Annotated in this window: 21 protein-coding genes and 9 tRNA genes; 28 read left to right on the top strand and 2 right to left on the bottom strand. The window is 47.6% G+C overall.

The genetic code is table 11. The features are described 5' to 3' along the window. Positions 1–162 precede the first annotated feature (162 nt). Together B5E53_RS01675 and B5E53_RS01670 are read left to right on the top strand one after the other, a co-directional pair. Positions 163–885: a phosphatase gene (locus tag B5E53_RS01675; RefSeq protein WP_087312097.1), complete on the top strand. Its 723-nt coding sequence runs from the start codon at positions 163–165 to the stop codon at positions 883–885. Positions 886–897: 12 nt separating this feature from the next. Further along, the gene (locus B5E53_RS01670; protein ID WP_087312095.1) at positions 898–1,212 is read left to right on the top strand and encodes a YerC/YecD family TrpR-related protein; all 315 of its coding nucleotides are present in this window, start codon (positions 898–900) and stop codon (positions 1,210–1,212) included. A gap of 112 nt (positions 1,213–1,324) precedes the next feature. Here the strand turns inward: B5E53_RS01670 and B5E53_RS01665 are convergent, their stop codons facing one another. Continuing rightward, the gene (locus tag B5E53_RS01665) at positions 1,325–1,969 is read right to left on the bottom strand and encodes a DUF1836 domain-containing protein (RefSeq protein ID WP_242963471.1); all 645 of its coding nucleotides are present in this window, start codon (positions 1,967–1,969) and stop codon (positions 1,325–1,327) included. A gap of 393 nt (positions 1,970–2,362) precedes the next feature. Here B5E53_RS01665 and B5E53_RS01660 point away from each other — a divergent pair, with 393 nt between their 5' ends. The 13 genes from B5E53_RS01660 (at position 2,363) to B5E53_RS01600 (ending at position 8,405) form a co-directional block, all read left to right on the top strand. Next, positions 2,363–3,406 (top strand): SPFH domain-containing protein, encoded by a 1,044-nt coding sequence (locus B5E53_RS01660; protein ID WP_087312223.1) that lies wholly within the window; start codon positions 2,363–2,365, stop codon positions 3,404–3,406. A gap of 167 nt (positions 3,407–3,573) precedes the next feature. After that, the gene (locus B5E53_RS01655; RefSeq protein ID WP_087312093.1) at positions 3,574–5,811 is read left to right on the top strand and encodes a UvrD-helicase domain-containing protein; all 2,238 of its coding nucleotides are present in this window, start codon (positions 3,574–3,576) and stop codon (positions 5,809–5,811) included. A gap of 63 nt (positions 5,812–5,874) precedes the next feature. After that, positions 5,875–6,153 carry a DUF4366 domain-containing protein gene (locus B5E53_RS01650; RefSeq protein ID WP_087312091.1) on the top strand — a complete coding sequence of 93 codons (279 nt, stop codon included), beginning with the start codon at positions 5,875–5,877 and terminating at the stop codon, positions 6,151–6,153. Between the two features lie 173 nt (positions 6,154–6,326). Next, positions 6,327–6,401, top strand: a tRNA-Pro gene (locus B5E53_RS01645). Positions 6,402–6,407: 6 nt separating this feature from the next. Continuing rightward, a tRNA-Gly gene (locus B5E53_RS01640) sits at positions 6,408–6,478 on the top strand. Between the two features lie 48 nt (positions 6,479–6,526). Then, positions 6,527–6,600, top strand: a tRNA-Arg gene (locus tag B5E53_RS01635). Between the two features lie 23 nt (positions 6,601–6,623). Continuing rightward, a tRNA-His gene (locus tag B5E53_RS01630) sits at positions 6,624–6,697 on the top strand. A gap of 4 nt (positions 6,698–6,701) precedes the next feature. Next, positions 6,702–6,773, top strand: a tRNA-Gln gene (locus B5E53_RS01625). A 93-nt stretch (positions 6,774–6,866) separates the two neighbouring features. Then, positions 6,867–6,939 (top strand) — tRNA-Lys (locus B5E53_RS01620). A 53-nt stretch (positions 6,940–6,992) separates the two neighbouring features. Continuing rightward, a tRNA-Pro gene (locus B5E53_RS01615) sits at positions 6,993–7,067 on the top strand. Between the two features lie 7 nt (positions 7,068–7,074). Beyond that, positions 7,075–7,145 (top strand) — tRNA-Gly (locus B5E53_RS01610). 58 nt (positions 7,146–7,203) lie between these two features. Further along, a tRNA-Leu gene (locus B5E53_RS01605) sits at positions 7,204–7,284 on the top strand. Positions 7,285–7,394: 110 nt separating this feature from the next. Continuing rightward, positions 7,395–8,405 (top strand): acyltransferase family protein, encoded by a 1,011-nt coding sequence (locus B5E53_RS01600; protein WP_087312089.1) that lies wholly within the window; start codon positions 7,395–7,397, stop codon positions 8,403–8,405. Positions 8,406–8,607: 202 nt separating this feature from the next. Here the strand turns inward: B5E53_RS01600 and B5E53_RS01595 are convergent, their stop codons facing one another. Then, positions 8,608–8,811, bottom strand: coding sequence for a DUF378 domain-containing protein (locus tag B5E53_RS01595; protein WP_162611740.1), 204 nt, complete (start codon positions 8,809–8,811; stop codon positions 8,608–8,610). Positions 8,812–8,963: 152 nt separating this feature from the next. Here B5E53_RS01595 and B5E53_RS01590 point away from each other — a divergent pair, with 152 nt between their 5' ends. The 13 genes from B5E53_RS01590 to B5E53_RS01535 all read left to right on the top strand — a co-directional run bounded on the left by B5E53_RS01590 (position 8,964) and on the right by B5E53_RS01535 (position 18,247). Continuing rightward, on the top strand, positions 8,964–9,626 hold the full coding sequence (locus B5E53_RS01590; protein WP_087312085.1) for a hypothetical protein: 663 nt from the start codon (positions 8,964–8,966) through the stop codon (positions 9,624–9,626). Between the two features lie 209 nt (positions 9,627–9,835). Further along, entirely contained in the window at positions 9,836–10,741 is a 906-nt protein-coding gene (locus tag B5E53_RS01585) for a DUF5688 family protein (protein WP_087312081.1), read from the top strand. Next, on the top strand, positions 10,738–10,878 hold the full coding sequence (locus B5E53_RS19025) for a hypothetical protein (protein WP_162611739.1): 141 nt from the start codon (positions 10,738–10,740) through the stop codon (positions 10,876–10,878). The genes B5E53_RS01585 and B5E53_RS19025 overlap by 4 nt, the downstream gene beginning before the upstream one ends. Positions 10,879–10,965: 87 nt before the next feature. Further along, positions 10,966–12,123 (top strand): sporulation integral membrane protein YtvI, encoded by a 1,158-nt coding sequence (gene ytvI / locus B5E53_RS01580; RefSeq protein ID WP_087312079.1) that lies wholly within the window; start codon positions 10,966–10,968, stop codon positions 12,121–12,123. A gap of 175 nt (positions 12,124–12,298) precedes the next feature. Next, positions 12,299–12,505: a cold shock domain-containing protein gene (locus tag B5E53_RS01575; RefSeq protein WP_087312076.1), complete on the top strand. Its 207-nt coding sequence runs from the start codon at positions 12,299–12,301 to the stop codon at positions 12,503–12,505. 113 nt (positions 12,506–12,618) lie between these two features. Continuing rightward, positions 12,619–13,242 (top strand): histidine phosphatase family protein, encoded by a 624-nt coding sequence (locus B5E53_RS01570; RefSeq protein WP_162611738.1) that lies wholly within the window; start codon positions 12,619–12,621, stop codon positions 13,240–13,242. A 49-nt stretch (positions 13,243–13,291) separates the two neighbouring features. Beyond that, a complete protein-coding gene (locus B5E53_RS01565) occupies positions 13,292–14,620 on the top strand; it encodes a replication-associated recombination protein A (protein ID WP_087312072.1) in 1,329 nt (442 codons plus the stop codon). Between the two features lies 1 nt (position 14,621). Next, positions 14,622–14,852 carry a hypothetical protein gene (locus B5E53_RS01560; protein ID WP_087312071.1) on the top strand — a complete coding sequence of 77 codons (231 nt, stop codon included), beginning with the start codon at positions 14,622–14,624 and terminating at the stop codon, positions 14,850–14,852. A gap of 164 nt (positions 14,853–15,016) precedes the next feature. Continuing rightward, complete coding sequence (rbr, locus tag B5E53_RS01555) at positions 15,017–15,559, top strand: rubrerythrin (RefSeq protein ID WP_087312070.1); 543 nt, start codon at positions 15,017–15,019, stop codon at positions 15,557–15,559. Between the two features lie 357 nt (positions 15,560–15,916). Then, positions 15,917–16,273: a YlxM family DNA-binding protein gene (ylxM, locus tag B5E53_RS01550; protein ID WP_087312067.1), complete on the top strand. Its 357-nt coding sequence runs from the start codon at positions 15,917–15,919 to the stop codon at positions 16,271–16,273. Between the two features lie 13 nt (positions 16,274–16,286). After that, on the top strand, positions 16,287–17,642 hold the full coding sequence (gene ffh, locus B5E53_RS01545; RefSeq protein ID WP_087312066.1) for a signal recognition particle protein: 1,356 nt from the start codon (positions 16,287–16,289) through the stop codon (positions 17,640–17,642). A 110-nt stretch (positions 17,643–17,752) separates the two neighbouring features. After that, positions 17,753–17,998, top strand: a complete 246-nt coding sequence (gene rpsP / locus B5E53_RS01540) for a 30S ribosomal protein S16 (protein WP_087280864.1) — start codon at positions 17,753–17,755, stop codon at positions 17,996–17,998. Positions 17,999–18,016: 18 nt separating this feature from the next. Next, positions 18,017–18,247 (top strand): KH domain-containing protein, encoded by a 231-nt coding sequence (locus B5E53_RS01535; protein ID WP_087312064.1) that lies wholly within the window; start codon positions 18,017–18,019, stop codon positions 18,245–18,247. Positions 18,248–18,312 lie beyond the last annotated feature (65 nt).

Here is an 18,312-nt window from a genome sequence, read left to right as displayed (position 1 = left end):
GCGTCGAAAGTTTATTTTCGTAAGCTCTTTTGCCTTTCTGAGATGTCATGGCTGAACGATGACGGAAAATTTCCACAAAAACGGGCAAACTTTTCCTTTTTGTGCTATACTAATGTACTGGTGAGAATGCTTTGAAAAAGAAAGGGTATGGAAGGAGTCAATATGGATTATTTACTGGATGTGCATACACATACAATTGCCAGCGGACATGCCTATAACAGCATGATGGAGATGGCGAGAGCCGGATTTGAGAAAGGACTGAAACTTCTGGGGATCACGGAACATGCGCCGATGATGCCGGGAAGCTGCAGTAATATGTATTTTCGCAACCTGAAGGTGGTGCCGAGATCGCTATGCGGTATAGAAGTGATGCTGGGCGCAGAGCTTAATATTATAGATTATGACGGCCATGTGGATCTGGATGATCATGTGATGCGTCAGCTTGACATAAAGATCGCCAGCCTGCACAGCGTGTGTATTCTTCCCGGAACGAAGGAGGAGAATACCCGGGCGGTGCTGGGGGCCATCCGTAATCCGATGATCGATATCATCGGTCATCCCGACGACGGTATTTATCCGCTGGATTATGAGCCTGTGGTGGAGGCGGCGAAGGAGACGCACACGCTTCTGGAGGTCAATAATAATTCGCTCAATCCCGCGGGTTCCAGAAAGAATACCCGGGGGAATCTGATCACCATGCTGGAGCTTTGTAAGGAATACGGACAGCCGGTGATCATGAACAGCGACGCCCATGTATTTTCTGATGTGGGACGCCGGGATTTTTCTGAGGAGCTGATCCGGGATCTGGATTTTCCGGAGGAACTCATCGTGAATCGTTCCGTCGATGCGTTTAAAGAATATATCAATTTAAAATATCAGGAATAGGGGGAAAGCAATATGGGAAAAAATGTACATACACCGGAGGTGGAGAAGCTGTTAAAGGGTGTTCTCTGTCTGGAAAATGTGGAAGAATGTTACGCGTTTTTTGAGGATTTATGCACCATCAATGAGCTGCTTTCTCTCGGACAGAGATTTGAAGTGGCCAATATGTTAAGAGAACACCGGACGTACAATGAGGTGGCGGAGGAGACAGGAGCGTCCACGGCCACCATCAGCCGGGTCAACCGCTGTTTAAACTATGGAACAGACGGATATGATCTCATCATCCGCCGCCTGAAAGAAAAGGAGGGCGCCGGAGAAGGAGACCGGTAACGGTCCTTCCGAGAACCAGGCGCTTCTAAAAAATAATCCCCGGATGAAAAAGAGTACAGCTTCTGCCTGTGACCGCTGAACCGGCCGGCAGCAAAAGCTGTACTTTTTATTTCTAGGATTCTTTATTATTTTTGGCTGCTTTTTTTGACTTTTTTTCCGCTGAAATATTTTTCTGACGGCGGTAATCAATGATTTTTTCGATGGCCTGCTTGCGCACATAGATATCGTAGCAGAGCTTATAAATGAAAACCAGGTCGTCCAGATACTGAGCGTCTTCTTCAGAAAGTGAATGATCAGCGAAGGAATCTCTGGAATTCTCCCAGTCCGTCAGGATCTGTTCTTCGATACCGGGATGTCTCTCAGAGGTTTCAGAGAGAAGCTTGTCATAGATTTCTTTGAGAGAAAGCCCCGTCTCTTTATTTTCCGGAAAATATTCTGTGGTCAGAGGTTCCAGAATACTCTGGATATCCGTGATGGACAGCATATTTTTCAGCCGGTAGATGAGAAGGAGGAGAAAAATATGTTCCCGGGAATATTTTTTCTTCACCGAAGGTGGAAGAAGATGATTTTTCGTGTAATTATTGATCATGGTCTTGGTCATGATCTTATCGTCAGGGTATCTTCTGGAGTCTGCCAGATGAGTGTCCATAAAAGTGGTAATCTGGTCCATGTACAGGTCAATATTTGGAATATCCGCCGATGGAATGGCGGTCACCTGCAGCAGGGAATGCAGCCAGTCATTTGTATCTTTATTCAAAAAATCGCCTCCATATATTCAAGTGTTTTCCTTTTGATAAATGCAATGGGACATATCCCTGTGATAGCGGATTCTGCTGGGACATGATAGCTATATTATATTGTTTTTATTACCAGATGACAAGAAAAAGTGAAAATATTTTTATTCCACATAAAATTCCATGGGAATTTCTTTAAAAAGAAAAGGCCTTTCGGACCGGAAACGTACCGTCAGCGGACGACAGAAAAACGTGACATCCCGGGCCGGGTATTGTATAATTGGGGTACCGTCATGACAGCCGTCAGGACTGAAAAACCGGCAGAGAACCTGAGACCGGAAGCCGGGCGGCGAAGAGAAAAGTCATGGACGGAACCGGAATACAGAATGAGAATAAACAGCAGATGGGAGGATCATATGGGACTTTTCAGCGGACAATTTGCCAACGTGGTGGAATGGCAGGAGACGAGAGACGACGTTATTTTTTATAAATGGAACAATGATGAGATTAAACGGGGATCCCGGCTGATCATCCGTCCGGGTCAGGATGCGATTTTCATGTATAACGGAAAGACCGAAGGAATTTTTAAAGAAGAAGGGAACTATGATATTGAATCGGATATCATCCCCTTCCTTTCCACGCTAAAGGGGTTCCGCTTCGGTTTTAACAGCGGCCTGCGGGCGGAAGTGCTCTTTGTCAACACAAAAGAATTCAATATGAAGTGGGGCACCAAAAACGCGGTAAATCTCCCACATCCATCGCTGCCGGGAGGAATGCCGGTCCGCGCCAACGGTACCTTCCAGTTTAAGGTGGGGGATTATGAGGTGCTCATTGAGAAAGTTGCGGGCATTAAGAAGCAGTTTACCACTGAGGAAGTGAGAGACCGGGTGCTGTCTCATCTGGATCAGCTGCTTCTCCAGTGGATGGTAAAAGAAGGCAAAGATATGTTTAATCTCCAGGCCAACGCCTCCGAGATTTCCCGGGGGATCATGGCGGATCTGGACCGGGAACTTTCGGATATCGGTCTTTCTATGACCGGATTTCAGATCAATGCCGTCAGCTATCCGGAAGAGATTCAGGAGATGATCAATAAGGTGGCAGGCCAGAGCATGGTGGGAGATATGAACCGCTATCAGCAGATGGCGGTGCTTGATTCCATGACAAAAGGGCAGGGCCAGGGCGGTCAGATGGCTGCGGACATGGCGTCTATGCAGATGGGGATGATGATGGGACAGCAGATTGTGAACCAGATGACCCAGACACAGCAGGGAGGCTCTGCGGCAGCGGCGGGCGATCAGCCGGGCGCCGGAAGTTTCGGGGCGGGAAACGGCACCGGAACGGTACAGTTCCCGGGAGAAACACCTGACGGCACACAGAGTTCCAGGCCGAACTTCTGTCCGAACTGCGGTCAGAAAGTAAGCGGAGCTAACTTCTGTCCCAACTGCGGTCAGAAATTATAGTCAAAGACAAATATATTTTGTCTTTGACTATAAATCCTCCGGGGGATGCGCACGATTTTTGCAAGGAAAGATCTGTGCTTTGCGCAGCAAAAATCGGTGCAGGAAACATCATAATAAAAATTATTATGACGTTTCCTATAAAATAATCAGTAACAGAAAGGAATTCTATGAGTATTTATGACGCATTAAATAAAGAACAAAGGGAGGCGGTCTTCTGTACGGAAGGCCCTCTTCTGATGCTGGCGGGCGCCGGGACAGGAAAAACCCGTTCCCTGACCCACCGGATTGTATATCTGATTGAGGAGAAAGGAGTCAATCCTTGGAATATTCTCGCCATCACTTTCACCAACAAGGCGGCGGATGAGATGAGAGAGAGGGCTGCAAGTCTGGTGGGACCCGGCTCAGAAAATCTGTGGATCAGTACCTTTCACGCCACCTGCAGCCGGATTCTCAGAAGATATGCGGATCTGCTGGGGTATAACAGAAGTTTTACTATTTACGACGCCAATGATCAGAAATCACTGATGAAGGAAGTCTTAAAGGCCATGAAGATTGATACCAAGCAGTTTCCGGAGAAGGCGGTGCTGTCTGCCATCTCCGCGGCCAAGGATGAGTGCAAGTCGCCGCTGGATCTCCGGAACGACTGCGGGGATAATTACCGGGATATCCGGATCAGCGAGATTTACGAGGAGTATCAGAAGCGGCTGAAAGAGAATGACGCCATGGATTTTGACGATCTGCTCGTAAAGACGGTGGAACTGTTCCAGGCCAATCCGGATATCCTTGATTATTATCAGGAACGGTTCCGCTATATCATGGTGGACGAGTACCAGGATACCAACACGGTGCAGTTTATGCTGGTGAAACTTTTAGCTTCCAAATACCGCAATCTCTGCGTGGTGGGTGACGATGACCAGTCCATTTACCGGTTCCGGGGGGCGAATATTTTCAATATTTTGAACTTTGAGAAATATTTTCCTGGCGCCCACGTGATCCGTCTGGAACAAAACTACCGCTCTACGCAGAATATTTTGAATGCTGCCAACGGTGTCATTGTCAATAACAAAGGGCGGAAAGAAAAGAAGCTCTGGACGGAAAACGCACCGGGAGAGCTGGTGCATTTTAAGCAGTATGACTCGGAATATGACGAGGCGGAGGGCGTGGTTTCTTATATTAATTTCCTTGCCATGCGCGGGGTGCCCTATGAAGATATGGCCATTTTATACAGGACCAATGCCCAGTCCCGCATCTTTGAGGAGAAGCTAAAACAGAGGGCGATTCCTTATGCCATTGTCCGGGGTATCAGCTTCTACGACAGAAAAGAGATCAAGGATTTGATGGCCTATCTGAAAGTGGTGGATAACGGAAATGACGATCTGGCTGTGAAACGGATCATCAATGTGCCGAAAAGAGGAATCGGCCAGACCACGGTGGACAGGATCCAGAATTATGCAATTCTCCATCAGATCAGTTTCCTGGAAGCCGTGTTCCGGGCAGATTCTATCACGGAGCTTGGAAGATCGGCATCCAAGATCAAAAAGTTTGGAGAGATGATCCGGGATTTCCGGGAGTATGCCATGGAAAATGACATCAGCGAGCTGATGCTCTACATACTGGATGTGACTGGTTATAAAAATGAACTGGAAATGGAAGGCACGGATGAGGCCAGAAGCCGTCTCGAGGATATTGACGAGCTGATCAATGACATTGTCTATTTTGAGGAAAATAATGAAGAGCCTACCCTCACGGATTTCCTGGTGGAAAAGGATATGTATACTCTCAACGCGGGTATTGACAATCTGGAGGAAAGTTCCAATAAGGTGCTGCTCATGACCCTGCATAACGCCAAGGGACTGGAGTTTGCCAATGTATTTCTGGGCGGCATGGAGGAAGGCGTTTTTCCGGGATATGGCGCCATGATCTCCGGGGATGAATCAGAGATTGAGGAAGAACGCAGACTCTGTTATGTGGGGATTACCCGGGCGAAGGAGAGACTCTACTTAAGCGCTGCCCGGAGAAGAATGCAGCGGGGACAGGCCCAGTATAACCGGGTGTCCAGATTTGTGGATGAGATTCCGGAGGAATATCTGGACCGCGCCAAAAAGAAGACGGTGCAGGAGAAAGTGGAGCAGACCGGTTCCAGGAGTATGGCCGGGGCAGGCTTCCGCAATTATTCCTATGGTACCAGAGGCAAAAAGCCGTACAGTCTTGACGATTACAAGGTAAAGCCGCTCTCCTCCCTTGATTATGGCGTGGGAGACCGGGTGAAACATATCAAATTCGGCGAAGGTACCGTGGTGGATATTGTCCATGGCGGGAAGGATTTTGAGGTCTCGGTGGATTTTGATCGGGTGGGCCGCAAAAAAATGTTTGCATCGTTCGCAAAATTGAAAAAAGTGAAATAATGTATTGGTAAAGAAGCCTGTTGCGTGATATAATAAAAGAAAACAGCAAGGAGGCATAGGAACATGAAAAATATCGATGAATTAATCGGAGTAGCAAAGTTATCCAACCTGATGAACAGCCGGAAGGAAGAGGAAGAGTCCAGAAAGATCTTATGGATTCTGGCAATCATCGGAGCTGTTGCCGCAGTGGCAGGAATCGCCGCTCTGGTTTATAAATATTTATCCCCGGATTATCTCGATGACGTGGATGAAGATTTTGATGATTTCGACGATGATTTCTTTGACGATGACGAAGAGGCAGAAGAGCCGTCAGAAGATGCCGAGGAAGCTACAGAAGAATAAGGTTCGTAAGAGAGGATACGGAGCTGCCGTATCCTCTTTCCAGTTGTTTAAATTGTTTAAAAAATATATATAATTAAAAATTTAAGAAAAAAATGAAAAAAACTGTTGACATTTATTTCTGCCTGTTATATAATGCTACTTGTCAATGCGAGAGCGGTTGACAGAGAGCACATCGGGGTGTGGCTCAGCTTGGCTAGAGCGCTTGATTTGGGATCAAGAGGCCGCAGGTTCGAATCCTGTCACCCCGATCACCTGCGGGTGTAGTTCAATGGTAGAACACTAGCCTTCCAAGCTAGATACGTGGGTTCGATTCCCATCACCCGCTTCTGCTTTTAAGCAGAAAGAACAATTTTATATTGTTTCATCATGATGCGTGTCCGTAGCTCAGCTGGATAGAGCAACGGCCTTCTAAGCCGTGGGTCGGGGGTTCGAATCCCTTCGGGCACGTTTGTCAGGCTGTCCTGACTATGGTGGGTGTGGCGCAGTTGGTTAGCGCGCCAGATTGTGGCTCTGGAGGCCGAGGGTTCGAATCCCTCTACCCACCTTAATGGGCTATCGCCAAGCGGTAAGGCACAGGACTTTGACTCCTGCATTCGCTGGTTCGAATCCAGCTAGTCCAGTTGGACCGCAGATTCGAACTTCTGCGTCTGTAGTGAGTAAGGTGCGAGGTGCTGTGCTCATTTTTTTGTTATTATGAGAGTTATTCTCATTATGGGATATTAGCTCAGTTGGTAGAGCACTTGACTTTTAATCAAGTTGTCCGGGGTTCGAATCCCCGATGTCTCATTGGAAATCGTTGCAGTGCAGCGATTTCTCTTTTTGTCTAAAACAGAATATGCCGGGGTGTGGCTCAGCTTGGCTAGAGCGCTTGATTTGGGATCAAGAGGCCGCAGGTTCGAATCCTGTCACCCCGATTTTTTTGCGGGTGTAGTTCAATGGTAGAACACTAGCCTTCCAAGCTAGATACGTGGGTTCGATTCCCATCACCCGCTTTGTTGTTATCTATATAAGCGGTTGCGGCGGGGAGTTTTCCCCTGCATGTATGAACAGGCGGATATGGCGGAATTGGCAGACGCGCCAGATTTAGGTTCTGGTGGGACACCCGTGCAGGTTCAAGTCCTGTTATCCGCATTTTCAAGGACACCCGGGAGCCCTATTTATGCGGCTTTCGGGTTTTTTATTTATATACAACCGGAGTGAAGGCGCCCCGGGAAAGCTTTTACAGCCTGAGGAGGAGAAATATGAAGCAGGATCAAAGAATCTGTATCTGGGACAATCTGAAATGTTTCCTGATGCTCTCGGTTGTCCTCGGACATTTCGTGAACCAGTATCCGGATTCTTCTTTTATGAGAAGTATGTCTATCATCATTTATTCCTACCACATGCCTCTGTTTATTTTTGTGGCGGGATTGCTGCAGAAAAAATGGACAAAAGAGCGTCCGTTTCGATGGGATAAGCCGGTTTACTATATTATTCTGGGGTATCTTCTTAAGATCTTCATTTATATGGTGAAGGTGGCTTTTGGACAGGAGGCGGTGTTCTCGTTGTTTACAGATACCGGTATACCATGGTATATGTTTGCCATGGCAGCCTACATGGTCATCGCCTGGGGCATCAGAAAATGGAATCCGAAGATCTGTCTTGTGGTTTCTGTGGTTTTGGCTCTTCTGGCCGGATACGTGGTGGAAATCGGAAGCTTTCTTTATCTGTCAAGAATTCTTGTGTTCTTTCCTTTTTATTATGCCGGGTATCTGCTGGATTCCGAAACGGTTCTTGCCTTTACCAGACAGAAGTGGGTGAGGGCTGCCTCGGTATTCGTGATCCTCGTCGGTCTTTTTGTGAGTTTTTACTGGATCGATGATATTTTTTCCATCATCCGGATGTTTACAGGAAGAAACGCCTATGCGCTGATCCGGATTCCGGGATGCGGATGGCAGCATCGTCTGCTGTGTTATGCTGTCACCGTGGTGGTCAGTGTGGCGCTTATCAGCCTGATGCCTGACAAGAGGCTGGCTCCGGCGGAAGCTGTGGGGAAAAATACGCTGCAGATTTATTTCTGGCATCGTCTGGTCCTGTATATCATGATGTTTTCAGGGTTCAGTGATGCCATCCGGCAAAACTGCGGTATGTTCTGGATCCCGGTTTATCTGCTCATTGCTGTTCTTTTGACCTTTGTGCTGTCTTTGCGCTGTTTTGGATGGCCTCTTCAAAAGGTCAAAGAATTGCAGATGTGTATCAAAAATGCCATGTAAAAACCATATTGTAATTATCCGGAGAATTCATCTGCTGTGATGATCAGATGGTGCGACGGAGCGTATAATATGTAAATATAAAACAGTTTTTCTGAATCAGCCCCTGCGGGAAAATGTGCGGTCTGCACAGATTTCCGCAGGGGTTTTGAGTTTAAAAGAATTTTGTTTTGTCAGAAATATTTCCGGGACAAAAGGATAGGGCCTATTCTCTGTTCTGGCGGATTCTCCCGTACATGGTGAGCATGTAAATACCGGAAATACCGACCAGATCATAGATGAGCCTTGTAAAAAAGCTGGAATCGCCAAATAAAGCGGAGACAAGGTTGAACTGAAAAAGTCCGATTAATCCCCAGACGATGGCACCGATGATGGTCAGTGTTAACGCAATATAATCAATCCATTTCATATAGATTCTCCTTTCTGTGTTCTGTTATCCAGTATGTCCAGAAAACAGGGAATTAATCATCGGCCGGCTGAAATAAAAATAAAAACATTTGGTATAGATGCAGAAAATGTGTGGATAATAAGAAAGAATTAAAAGACGAAAGGAGAATTTTCATGATAAGAATGAAAAAAAACGTGATAACCATGGTATTTCTTTTGTCCGCACTTTTTCTGATAGCGGGGTGTGGAAATAATAACGACAGAAAGGACAGTACAACCTCTTCGGAGATGACAGAGCAAAAAGAAGGTTCCACGGAAAGTACGGTTGGGACAGATGACAGCGGTGTGGGTGCTTCCACTGAAGATGCCCGTCAGGAAGATGCCGCGAACGATGCAGCTGGCGGCACCGGAGATAACAGGGATGATACTTCCGGGGATGCAGCCGGCGACCTGGGCAATGATATGAAGGATGCCGCTGAAGATGTGGGCGATGCCGCCAGAGATGTGGTGGATGACGCCGGAAAAGCCGTTGATGATGTGGCGGATGGCGTGGGGGATGCCATTGATAATTTGGGCGGTGGTTCCTTTGACAGTTATGAGGATGCCAAAACGTATCTTCTGGAGAAACTGAAGAAAGACAATGCCGGAGCCAATTATGAGGTCAGAGATGAGACAAAAGATCTCACCGCTTATAACAATAATGATTCCGGAGCGGAAGGGTACCAGTTCTCGATATATGAGACGGACGGCAATGAGAAGATCGGTATTTATTATGTGGATAAAGATACAGGAAAAATATACCGTTATATGGGCAAAAACTCCATAGAGGCTTATTGATCTGTCATTGACAGACGGCCGCTCTTTCTGGCGGATGACAGGCGCCTGCGGTATGCCTTTTCCCTTTGTGCGGGGAATGGGCTGCCGTAGGCTGTTTTGCCTCAGTAAATGTAAAAAAAAGTAAAAAAATATAATATTTTACTGGAAAAATATGGAATGTATGGTATTATAGTATTTATAAAAAATAAATAATAACAGGAGGATGCCATATGATGAGTTTTGAAGAGTTCCTTTACTATGTGGAGGAACATATTTTAAAGGGCTGGAAAGAAGATGCGGAGGTCGTCATCCAGGAGACAAAGAAGAACAATGGAGTTACATATCAGGGCCTTTCCATCAGGGAGGTGGAAGAAGCGGTGGCTCCCTGTATTTATCTGGAAGAATTTTATAAAGATTATCAGAAGGGCGAGGATATGGAGAAGGTTCTCGCGAGGATCCGGGAAGAATACCAGTGGGCTATGGAGCGTTCGGCGTTTTATGAGCTGGATGTCCTCCAATACGGGCATATGAAGGACAGAATCATTTTCCGTCTGGTGAATTATGAGAGAAATCAGGAGCTGCTTGCGGACTGCCCCTATATTAAGATGTATGATCTGGTACTGACCTTCCGGTGGGTGGCCCATACGGATTCCGTCGGGATTTCGACCGCGCTGATCACTAACCGGGAGCTGAAGTTCTGGAACATATCGCTTCATGAATTGCTGCTGGTGGCCCGGGAGAATACCCGTAGGATTTTCCCGCCGCGTATTATCAATATGGATGCCTTTCTCCTGGAGGCGGGAAAGAAGAGCATGAACCTTGGGCCGGGGAAGACGATGTATATTCTGACCAATGAACAGCAGGTGAATGGGGCCACCGTGATGGTCTATGACGGGATCCTGCAGGAGTTTGCCGACAGGATTCAGGAGGACTTTTACATTCTGCCCAGCAGTATCCATGAACTGATCCTCATTCCGGTCAGTGAGTTTCCGGAAGCGGAGAAGCTTCCGGTGATGGTGGAAGAGGCGAATCGTTCCATTGTATCGCCGGTGGACATGTTGTCGGATTCTGCCTACTATTATAATAGAAGAAAGAATCAGCTGACACCGCTGCTGTATGGGGAGAAGAAAGATTGACCGCAATACTGCGCAGGAAGGAAGAACCGGATTCTTCCGGCATATTAGGAAGGAAGAGCCGGATCCCACCGGCATATAAGGAGAAGACGGGAGAATTTACTGTCCGTTTCCGGGGAGAGATTTCTTTCGATTTTTAAAAATTGGTATGGCGGGGTTGATATGTGTTAGGGATATTGCTATACTGATACAAAAGGATAAAATGGAAAAGATTGGAAGGTGCTCTGATGAAAAGATGGCAGATTGGTTTGAATATCATAAGTGAGATATTGTTTTTTTTGATTGGCGCAGCGCTGCTCATTTTCATTGTCCCGAGACTCCTTGGATTTTTCTGGCCTTTTGTGGCCAGCTGGATTCTTGCGATGCTGGCGACGCCGCTGTGTAATTTCCTTGAGAAGCATATCCGGTTAAAGAAGCAGTGGGCGTCGGCCTTTATCATAATATTTGTTCTTCTGATTCTGGCAGGCATCGGGTATCTGCTGATCACCAAGCTGGGAAGAGAGACGATTTCCTTTCTGTCAGATGCACCAGTGTATTACAGTTATTTTCAGAATACCATAGAGATGCTCAGCGCCAGGCTGAATGATGTGCTCGCGCCGATTTCCGGTGATTTCGGCAATCAGATCGAGACGGCCTTCAATGATCTTTTGCTGCAGGCGGGAACGACGATCAATAATTTTGCTCCAAAAGGAGTGGAATTTATGGGAAGCGCCGCCGCCAACATCACCAACGGCCTGGTGGGGACCCTGGTGATGATTCTCGCGGCGTATTTTTTTATCGCTGAGAGAGAAAAGATTTCAGTACAGCTGCTTCGGATGGTGCCGTCGGATATGCAGGAGCATGTCAGAAAGATCAGGGACAGGCTGATGTCTGCTCTGGGAGGATTTCTGCTGGCGCAGTTTAAGATCATGTTCATCATTTTTCTCATTCTGCTGGCCGGACTTCTGATTCTGCGTAATCCCTATGCGCTGTTTCTGGCGCTGTTGATCGCCTTTCTGGACCTGCTGCCGATTCTTGGAACAGGAACGGTGCTCATTCCGTGGGCAGTGATCGTATTTTTCAGCGGACATTTCCGGCAGGGGATCATTCTGCTGATCATCTATGTGATCTGTCTGCTCACGAGACAGATTCTCCAGCCGAAGATTATCGGGGACAGTATCGGTATGGGAACATTATCCACGCTGTTTCTGATCTACACGGGATTTAAGCTGCAGGGGGTGCAGGGAATGATTCTTGCCCTTCTGCTGGGAACCATTGTGATCACTTTATACAGACTGGGACTCTTTGATAACAAGATTAAGCGGCTGCGCTGTCTGATCGATGCGTACCGTCACTATGATGACCAGCGATTTGGGGATGCCGGGCAGGCAAATGACGAAAAATAATAATTTTCAGAAAATTATGTCGCATACTCCTTAATAGTCAGAATTTATATTGACTTGAGATTTCCTTTATGCTAAGATGTGGATGCCTGTCAGAGGAAGAATATGTTTCCTTCCGCGGCGGCAGTATCTGTTTTCGCTGCACAGGACAGGAAGTATAGGAGATGGAGGTATTCCAATGTTTAAGGGAACAGTAAAATGGTTTAACAATCAAAAGGGGTATGGTTTTATTCAGGACGAGGATGGAAAAGATATCTTTGTACATTATACCGGGCTTGATATGGAAGGGTTTCGCTCCCTGGATGAGGGAAATAAAGTAGAGTTCGATATTGTGGAAGGAGAGAAGGGACTGCAGGCTTCTCATGTGGTGAAAGTGCAGAATTAAAAGGTGCATGCGGAAGCTGCGGTGTGGAGACATGCCGACGGCAAAGGTAAGAAGCCCGGTGCATGACAGAGCAGCAGAGAAGGAAGAATGACAGACGAAAGAGAGACAGCATCATGAGAATATATTTGGTACGCCATGGGGAGACCGTCCTCAATCAGAAGGGCTGTTACTATGGAAGGACGGAGGCGGCGCTTTCTTCCCGGGGAAGAGAGCAGGCCAAAAAGCTGGGGACTTTTTTTAAAAATGTTCCGCTTCTGCGGATCGTGGCCAGCCCCCGTCTCCGGGCGGCGGAGACCGCGGACATCATCATGGCGGAATATACAAATGAGAGGCGGGAAGAGCTGCAGATTGAGAGAGAAGAAAGGCTGACGGAGCAGGATTTCGGCATTTTTGAGGGCGGTACTTTCCGGGAACTGGCAAAGAGGTATCCGGAGGAATGGGAACAGTGGAACCGGGATTTTTCCGGTTACAGGATTCCCGGGGGCGAGAGTTTTGCTGATGTTCGGAGGAGGACAGAGGATTTCCTACGGGATTTAAAGGGATTTTCAGAAACAGTCGACCGGGAGACCGCCATACTTCTGGTGGCCCACAAGGGGACTCTGGGGCATTTCCTGGCGGCCTGTCTGGAACTGCCTCTGGAAGGATACTGGAATTTTGTGTTTGAGCAGGGATGCTACAGCCGGGTGGATCTGGAAGATGGTTACGCGATCATCCGCCGGCTCAATCAGAGTGTGTGAAAATGTGATAAATTTATTTTAAAGATACAAGAAGAGAGGCACGAGATACATGGATTTATTTGATTATATGCGGATGGAGCGGAAGAAGCAGGAATCGCCCCTGGCGGTGCGGATGCGGCCGCGGACTCTGGATGAGGTGGTGGGACAGTCGCACATTATCGGAAAGGACAGACTGCTGTACCGGGCCATCAAGGCAGATAAGATCAGCTCGCTGATTTTTTACGGACCGCCGGGAACCGGAAAGACCACCCTGGCAAAGGTCATTGCCAACACGACCAGTGCGCAGTTTGTGCAGATGAATGCGACGACTTCCGGCAAGAAAGATATGGAGCAGGCGGTCAGTCAGGCCAAAGATGTGTTCGGAATGTACGGAAACCGGACCATTCTTTTTATTGACGAGATTCACCGGTTTAATAAGGCTCAGCAGGATTATCTGCTGCCTTATGTGGAAGACGGAACCATAGTGCTGATCGGCGCCACCACAGAGAATCCTTATTTTGAGGTGAACAGCGCTCTTTTGTCCCGGTCTAAGATTTTTCATCTGGAGCCATTGTCAAAAGAAGACATTGCCGGACTCATACGGACAGCCGTGACGGATGATGAGAGAGGGATGGGGGCCTACGGCGCAGAGATCACAGAAGAGGCGGTCGATTTCATCGCGGAGATGGCGGGCGGGGACGCCCGGGCGGCGCTGAATGCTGTGGAGCTGGGAGTTATTACCACAGAACCCGGTGCGGACGGAAGAATCGTCATTGATCTGGATGTGGCCCAGGAGTGTATCCAGAGGAAGGCGTTAAATTACGATAAAAACGGTGATAATCACTATGATGTGATTTCCGCCTTCATTAAAAGTATGCGGGGGACGGACCCGGATGCGGCAGTATTTTATCTGGCGAGGATGCTGGATGCGGGAGAAGATCCGAAGTTTATCGCCAGAAGAATCATGATCTGTGCTTCAGAGGATGTGGGAAATGCAGATCCGCAGGCCTTACAGGTTGCCGTGGCAGCTTCCCTGGCTGTGGAAAGAGTGGGGCTTCCTGAGGGGAGGATCATCCTGTCCCAGGCGGCGTCCTATGTGGCCAGCGCTCCAAAAAGTAATGCCTGTGTTGCGGCCATCGATAAGGCCCAGGAGATGGTAAAACGGTCGGATACCGGGCAGGTCCCTCCATATCTGAGGGATGCTCATTACGGAGGGGCAAAGGATCTGGGACATGGTATCGGTTACCGGTATGCCCATGATTATCCGGAGAATTATGTAAAGCAGCAGTATCTGCCGGATGCCATCCGGGACGAGCGGTTTTATATTCCTACAGAAAATGGATACGAGAAGAAGATAAAGATGCATCTGGAACATCTGAGGAACAGGGAGGAAGAATAAAATGAATAAACTGAAACGGATTGCCGCGCTGGTTCTGGTCGTTGTCCTGGCAGGGCTGGTTTTTCTGACCCTCTACTGTGCTGTGACGGGAAGCCGGTTCTTCATGGCGTCTCTGGTCGTCACACTGGTCCTGCCGGTTCTCCTGTATGCGTATATGCTTATTTACCGTCTGTTAAAAAAGAACGGGGAAGATGAAAAAGTGTCCGGCGATGGCGATGATCCCGGGATTTGAGGGGGAAGACAGCATCGGCGGCAAAAGGGAAATGATTCTGCCGGGTGGCCGGGAAAATAATCCTTTCCGACCTATTGACAAGCCGGGCAGAAAGGAATAATATAATATCAGTAGTTATTACTATTTTTAAATTACTTCACGAAAGTAGGAAAGAGAGGTATATCATGCCAAATTTAAAAGGAACAAAAACAGAACAGAACTTAATGACTGCATTCGCTGGAGAGTCTCAGGCTACTAATAAATACACATATTTTTCCAGCAAAGCGAAAAAGGACGGTTATGTACAGATCGCTAACATCTTTGCTGAAACAGCAGCTAACGAAAGAGAACATGCAAAAATGTGGTTCAAATTATTAGAGGGCGGCGCAATCCGTTCTACTATCGAGAACCTGCAGGCAGCAGCAGACGGTGAGAACTATGAGTGGACAGACATGTACGCACAGTTCGCAAAAGAAGCAAGAGAAGAAGGCTTCTACGAGATTGCTGACAAGTTCGACGGCGTTGCAGCAGTAGAAAAAGAGCATGAAGCAAGATACTTAAAACTTCTTGACAATGTAAAGAAAGAAGTTGTCTTCTCTAAAGATAACGATGTCATCTGGCAGTGCGCAAACTGCGGACATATCTGCATCGGCAAGAAAGCGCCGGAAGTATGTCCAGTATGCGATCATCCACAGTCCTACTTCCAGATCAAACCGGAGAACTACTAAGATCGTTTCTTTATAAAGAGTTTGTGGTTGCAGGCGCCGCCGGAGAAGAATTTCGCGCTGTGGAGTTCTTTCCTGACCGTGCGGGCTGAGATAAATTTTTTCAAAGAGGTGTATAATTTTTTCTAAGATGGCAATAATGATAATATCCGATGGGGACATCGGATATGACAGTCGTCAGGAAAAAACTTATATCCTCCCCTTTCTAACGGGCATCTGCTTTTGATAAAAAGCAGGTGCCTGTTTGTCTGTGGGTAAAAAACATTTTAAATTTGCAAGGAAAAATACTTGACAAATCCAACCCTTTCCCATATAATCATCTTCGGTAAAGGAAAAACACTTTACACGAGGTGATAATCATTGGACAGAATCGTAGAGAAAGCTCTGCTGTTTGATTTTTACGGTGAGCTTCTGACAGAGAATCAGAAAGAAGTGTATGGTGAGCACATCCAGAATGATCTGTCTGTTTCGGAGATTGCGGATCTTCGGGGGATCAGCAGACAGGGTGTGCATGATATGATTCGAAGATGCGAGAAGATTCTCGCGGAGTATGAAGACAGACTTCATCTGGTGGAGCATTTCCTCACCGTGAAGAAGATGGTGGGCGTCATCCACCGGTATGCGGAAGAGATATCCACCTGCGGGGACAAGGAGAAGATGCAGGAGCGCATCGCAGATATCAAGCGGATATCCAGTGAGATTCTGGAACAGTATTAATGAGGAGGCTCTTATGGCATTTGAAAGCCTTACAGATAAACTTCAGAATGTCTTTAAGAATTTGAGAAGCAAGGGGCGTCTGACCGAGGCCGATGTCAAGGAGGCCATGAAGGAAGTGAAGCGTGCTCTGCTGGAAGCGGATGTCAATTTCCGCGTGGTCAAGACATTCATTAAGACAGTGACAGACCGTGCCATCGGACAGGATGTTCTTACGGGACTGAATCCGGGGCAGATGGTCATTAAGATAGTAAAAGAAGAGATGGAAGCTCTGATGGGTTCTGAGATGACAGAGCTGGTGATCAAGCCGGGTAACGAGATTACTGTATATCTCATGGCAGGTCTCCAGGGTGCTGGTAAGACCACTACGGCGGCCAAGATTGCCGGACAGCTCAAGAAGAAAGGCAAGAACCCGCTTCTGGTTGCCTGCGATGTTTACCGTCCGGCGGCGATCAAGCAGCTGGAGATCAACGGTGAGAAGCAGGAAGTTCCGGTGTTTTCCATGGGGGATAAGAAGAACCCGGTGGATATAGCCCGGGCGTCCATTGAGTATGCCAAGGAGAATGGCAGGAATATTGTCATTCTGGATACGGCGGGACGACTTCATGTGGATGATTCCATGATGGAAGAGCTTCAGAACATCAAGGATAATGTGGATGTGACGCAGACCGTTCTGGTGGTGGATGCCATGACGGGACAGGATGCGGTCAATGTGGCTAAGACATTTGAAGATAAGGTCGGCATCGACGGAGTGATCCTGACGAAGCTGGACGGCGATACGAGAGGCGGAGCGGCGCTCTCCATCCGGGCCGTCACCGGCAAGCCGATTTTATATATAGGTATGGGTGAGAAGCTGGAAGATCTTCAGCAGTTCTATCCGGACCGTATGACCAGCCGTATTTTAGGCATGGGCGATGTGCTCACTCTCATCGAGAAGGCACAGAACGCGGTGGACGAAGAGTCCGCCAGAGAGCTGGAGCAGAAGCTTCGCAAGGCCGAGTTTGGTTTTGACGACTTCCTGGCTCAGATGCAGCAGGTTAAGAATATGGGAGGCATCGCTGATCTGCTTTCCATGATTCCGGGCGTTGGCAGCCAGATCAAGAATATTGACATTGATGACAGCGCCATGGATCGCATAGAGGCGATCATCTATTCGATGACGCCGGAGGAGAGATCCAATCCGAATCTGCTGAACCCTTCCCGCAAGAAGCGAATTGCAAATGGCGCCGGCGTCAGCCTTCAGGAAGTCAACAAGCTGTGTAAGCAGTTTGAGCAGTCACGCAAGATGATGAAGCAGATGAACGGCATGATGGGAAAGGGCGGCCGCAGAAGAGGCGGCTTCAATCTCGGAGGCATGAAGTTCCCGTTTTAGGGAAGAGGTTTCCGGCGGATTTAAAGCCGGTTCCGGCCAGTATAATGCAGGATACCGGAATATTCCGGTTCCATATAGATGAATAAGAAAGATGAAAGAGGTGAAATCACATGGCAGTAAAAATGAGATTAAAAAGAATGGGTAAAAAGAGAAATCCTATCTATAGAGTTGTCGTAGCAGACGCAAGATCTCCAAGAGATGGAAGAAACATCGATGAAATCGGTTTCTATGACCCAAACCAGGAGCCTGCAGTCGTTAAATTTGACGAGGAAGCAGCAAAAGCATGGCTTAACAAAGGTGCACAGCCGACAGACACAGTTGCAAGATTATTAAAGAATGCCGGTATTGAAAAATAATAACTGGGGGCTTGTGTAATGAAAGAGTTAGTAAAAGTAATTGCCGTATCTCTGGTTGATCATCCGGAAGATGTCGTAGTCACAGAAAAAGAGACTGACCATTCCATCATTCTGGAGCTTCATGTTGCTCCGGATGATATGGGAAAGGTTATTGGCAAACAGGGACGGATTGCGAGAGCTATGCGTACTGTGGTGAAGGCTGCGGCTTCCCGGGAAGATAAAAAAGTGATAGTAGATATCGCTCAATAATACAAACGGATTTTTCTCCGCCTTCGTGGGCGGAGGGGAGAATCCCGGTTATGAATCATTGGCAT

The sequence above is a fragment of the Eubacterium sp. An11 genome, from assembly GCF_002161065.1.
GTDB classification, from domain to species: domain Bacteria; phylum Bacillota; class Clostridia; order Lachnospirales; family Lachnospiraceae; genus Anaerobutyricum; species Anaerobutyricum faecale.
The sequence above is the reverse complement of the archived record's forward strand: the minus strand, read 5'-3'. Positions and strand labels throughout refer to the sequence as shown.

Excerpts from the sequence above, each read along its gene's own strand:
- B5E53_RS01675 (WP_087312097.1), top strand. The coding sequence starts at position 163 with ATGGATTATTTACTGGATGTGCATACACATACAATTGCCAGCGGACAT.
- B5E53_RS01670 (WP_087312095.1), top strand. The coding sequence starts at position 898 with ATGGGAAAAAATGTACATACACCGGAGGTGGAGAAGCTGTTAAAGGGT.
- B5E53_RS01660 (WP_087312223.1), top strand. The coding sequence starts at position 2,363 with ATGGGACTTTTCAGCGGACAATTTGCCAACGTGGTGGAATGGCAGGAG.
- B5E53_RS01655 (WP_087312093.1), top strand. The coding sequence starts at position 3,574 with ATGAGTATTTATGACGCATTAAATAAAGAACAAAGGGAGGCGGTCTTC.
- B5E53_RS01650 (WP_087312091.1), top strand. The coding sequence starts at position 5,875 with ATGAAAAATATCGATGAATTAATCGGAGTAGCAAAGTTATCCAACCTG.
- B5E53_RS01600 (WP_087312089.1), top strand. The coding sequence starts at position 7,395 with ATGAAGCAGGATCAAAGAATCTGTATCTGGGACAATCTGAAATGTTTC.
- B5E53_RS01595 (WP_162611740.1), bottom strand. The coding sequence starts at position 8,811 with ATGAAATGGATTGATTATATTGCGTTAACACTGACCATCATCGGTGCC.
- B5E53_RS01590 (WP_087312085.1), top strand. The coding sequence starts at position 8,964 with ATGATAAGAATGAAAAAAAACGTGATAACCATGGTATTTCTTTTGTCC.
- B5E53_RS01585 (WP_087312081.1), top strand. The coding sequence starts at position 9,836 with ATGATGAGTTTTGAAGAGTTCCTTTACTATGTGGAGGAACATATTTTA.
- ytvI (WP_087312079.1), top strand. The coding sequence starts at position 10,966 with ATGAAAAGATGGCAGATTGGTTTGAATATCATAAGTGAGATATTGTTT.
- B5E53_RS01575 (WP_087312076.1), top strand. The coding sequence starts at position 12,299 with ATGTTTAAGGGAACAGTAAAATGGTTTAACAATCAAAAGGGGTATGGT.
- B5E53_RS01570 (WP_162611738.1), top strand. The coding sequence starts at position 12,619 with ATGAGAATATATTTGGTACGCCATGGGGAGACCGTCCTCAATCAGAAG.
- B5E53_RS01565 (WP_087312072.1), top strand. The coding sequence starts at position 13,292 with ATGGATTTATTTGATTATATGCGGATGGAGCGGAAGAAGCAGGAATCG.
- B5E53_RS01560 (WP_087312071.1), top strand. The coding sequence starts at position 14,622 with ATGAATAAACTGAAACGGATTGCCGCGCTGGTTCTGGTCGTTGTCCTG.
- rbr (WP_087312070.1), top strand. The coding sequence starts at position 15,017 with ATGCCAAATTTAAAAGGAACAAAAACAGAACAGAACTTAATGACTGCA.
- ffh (WP_087312066.1), top strand. The coding sequence starts at position 16,287 with ATGGCATTTGAAAGCCTTACAGATAAACTTCAGAATGTCTTTAAGAAT.
- rpsP (WP_087280864.1), top strand. The coding sequence starts at position 17,753 with ATGGCAGTAAAAATGAGATTAAAAAGAATGGGTAAAAAGAGAAATCCT.
- B5E53_RS01535 (WP_087312064.1), top strand. The coding sequence starts at position 18,017 with ATGAAAGAGTTAGTAAAAGTAATTGCCGTATCTCTGGTTGATCATCCG.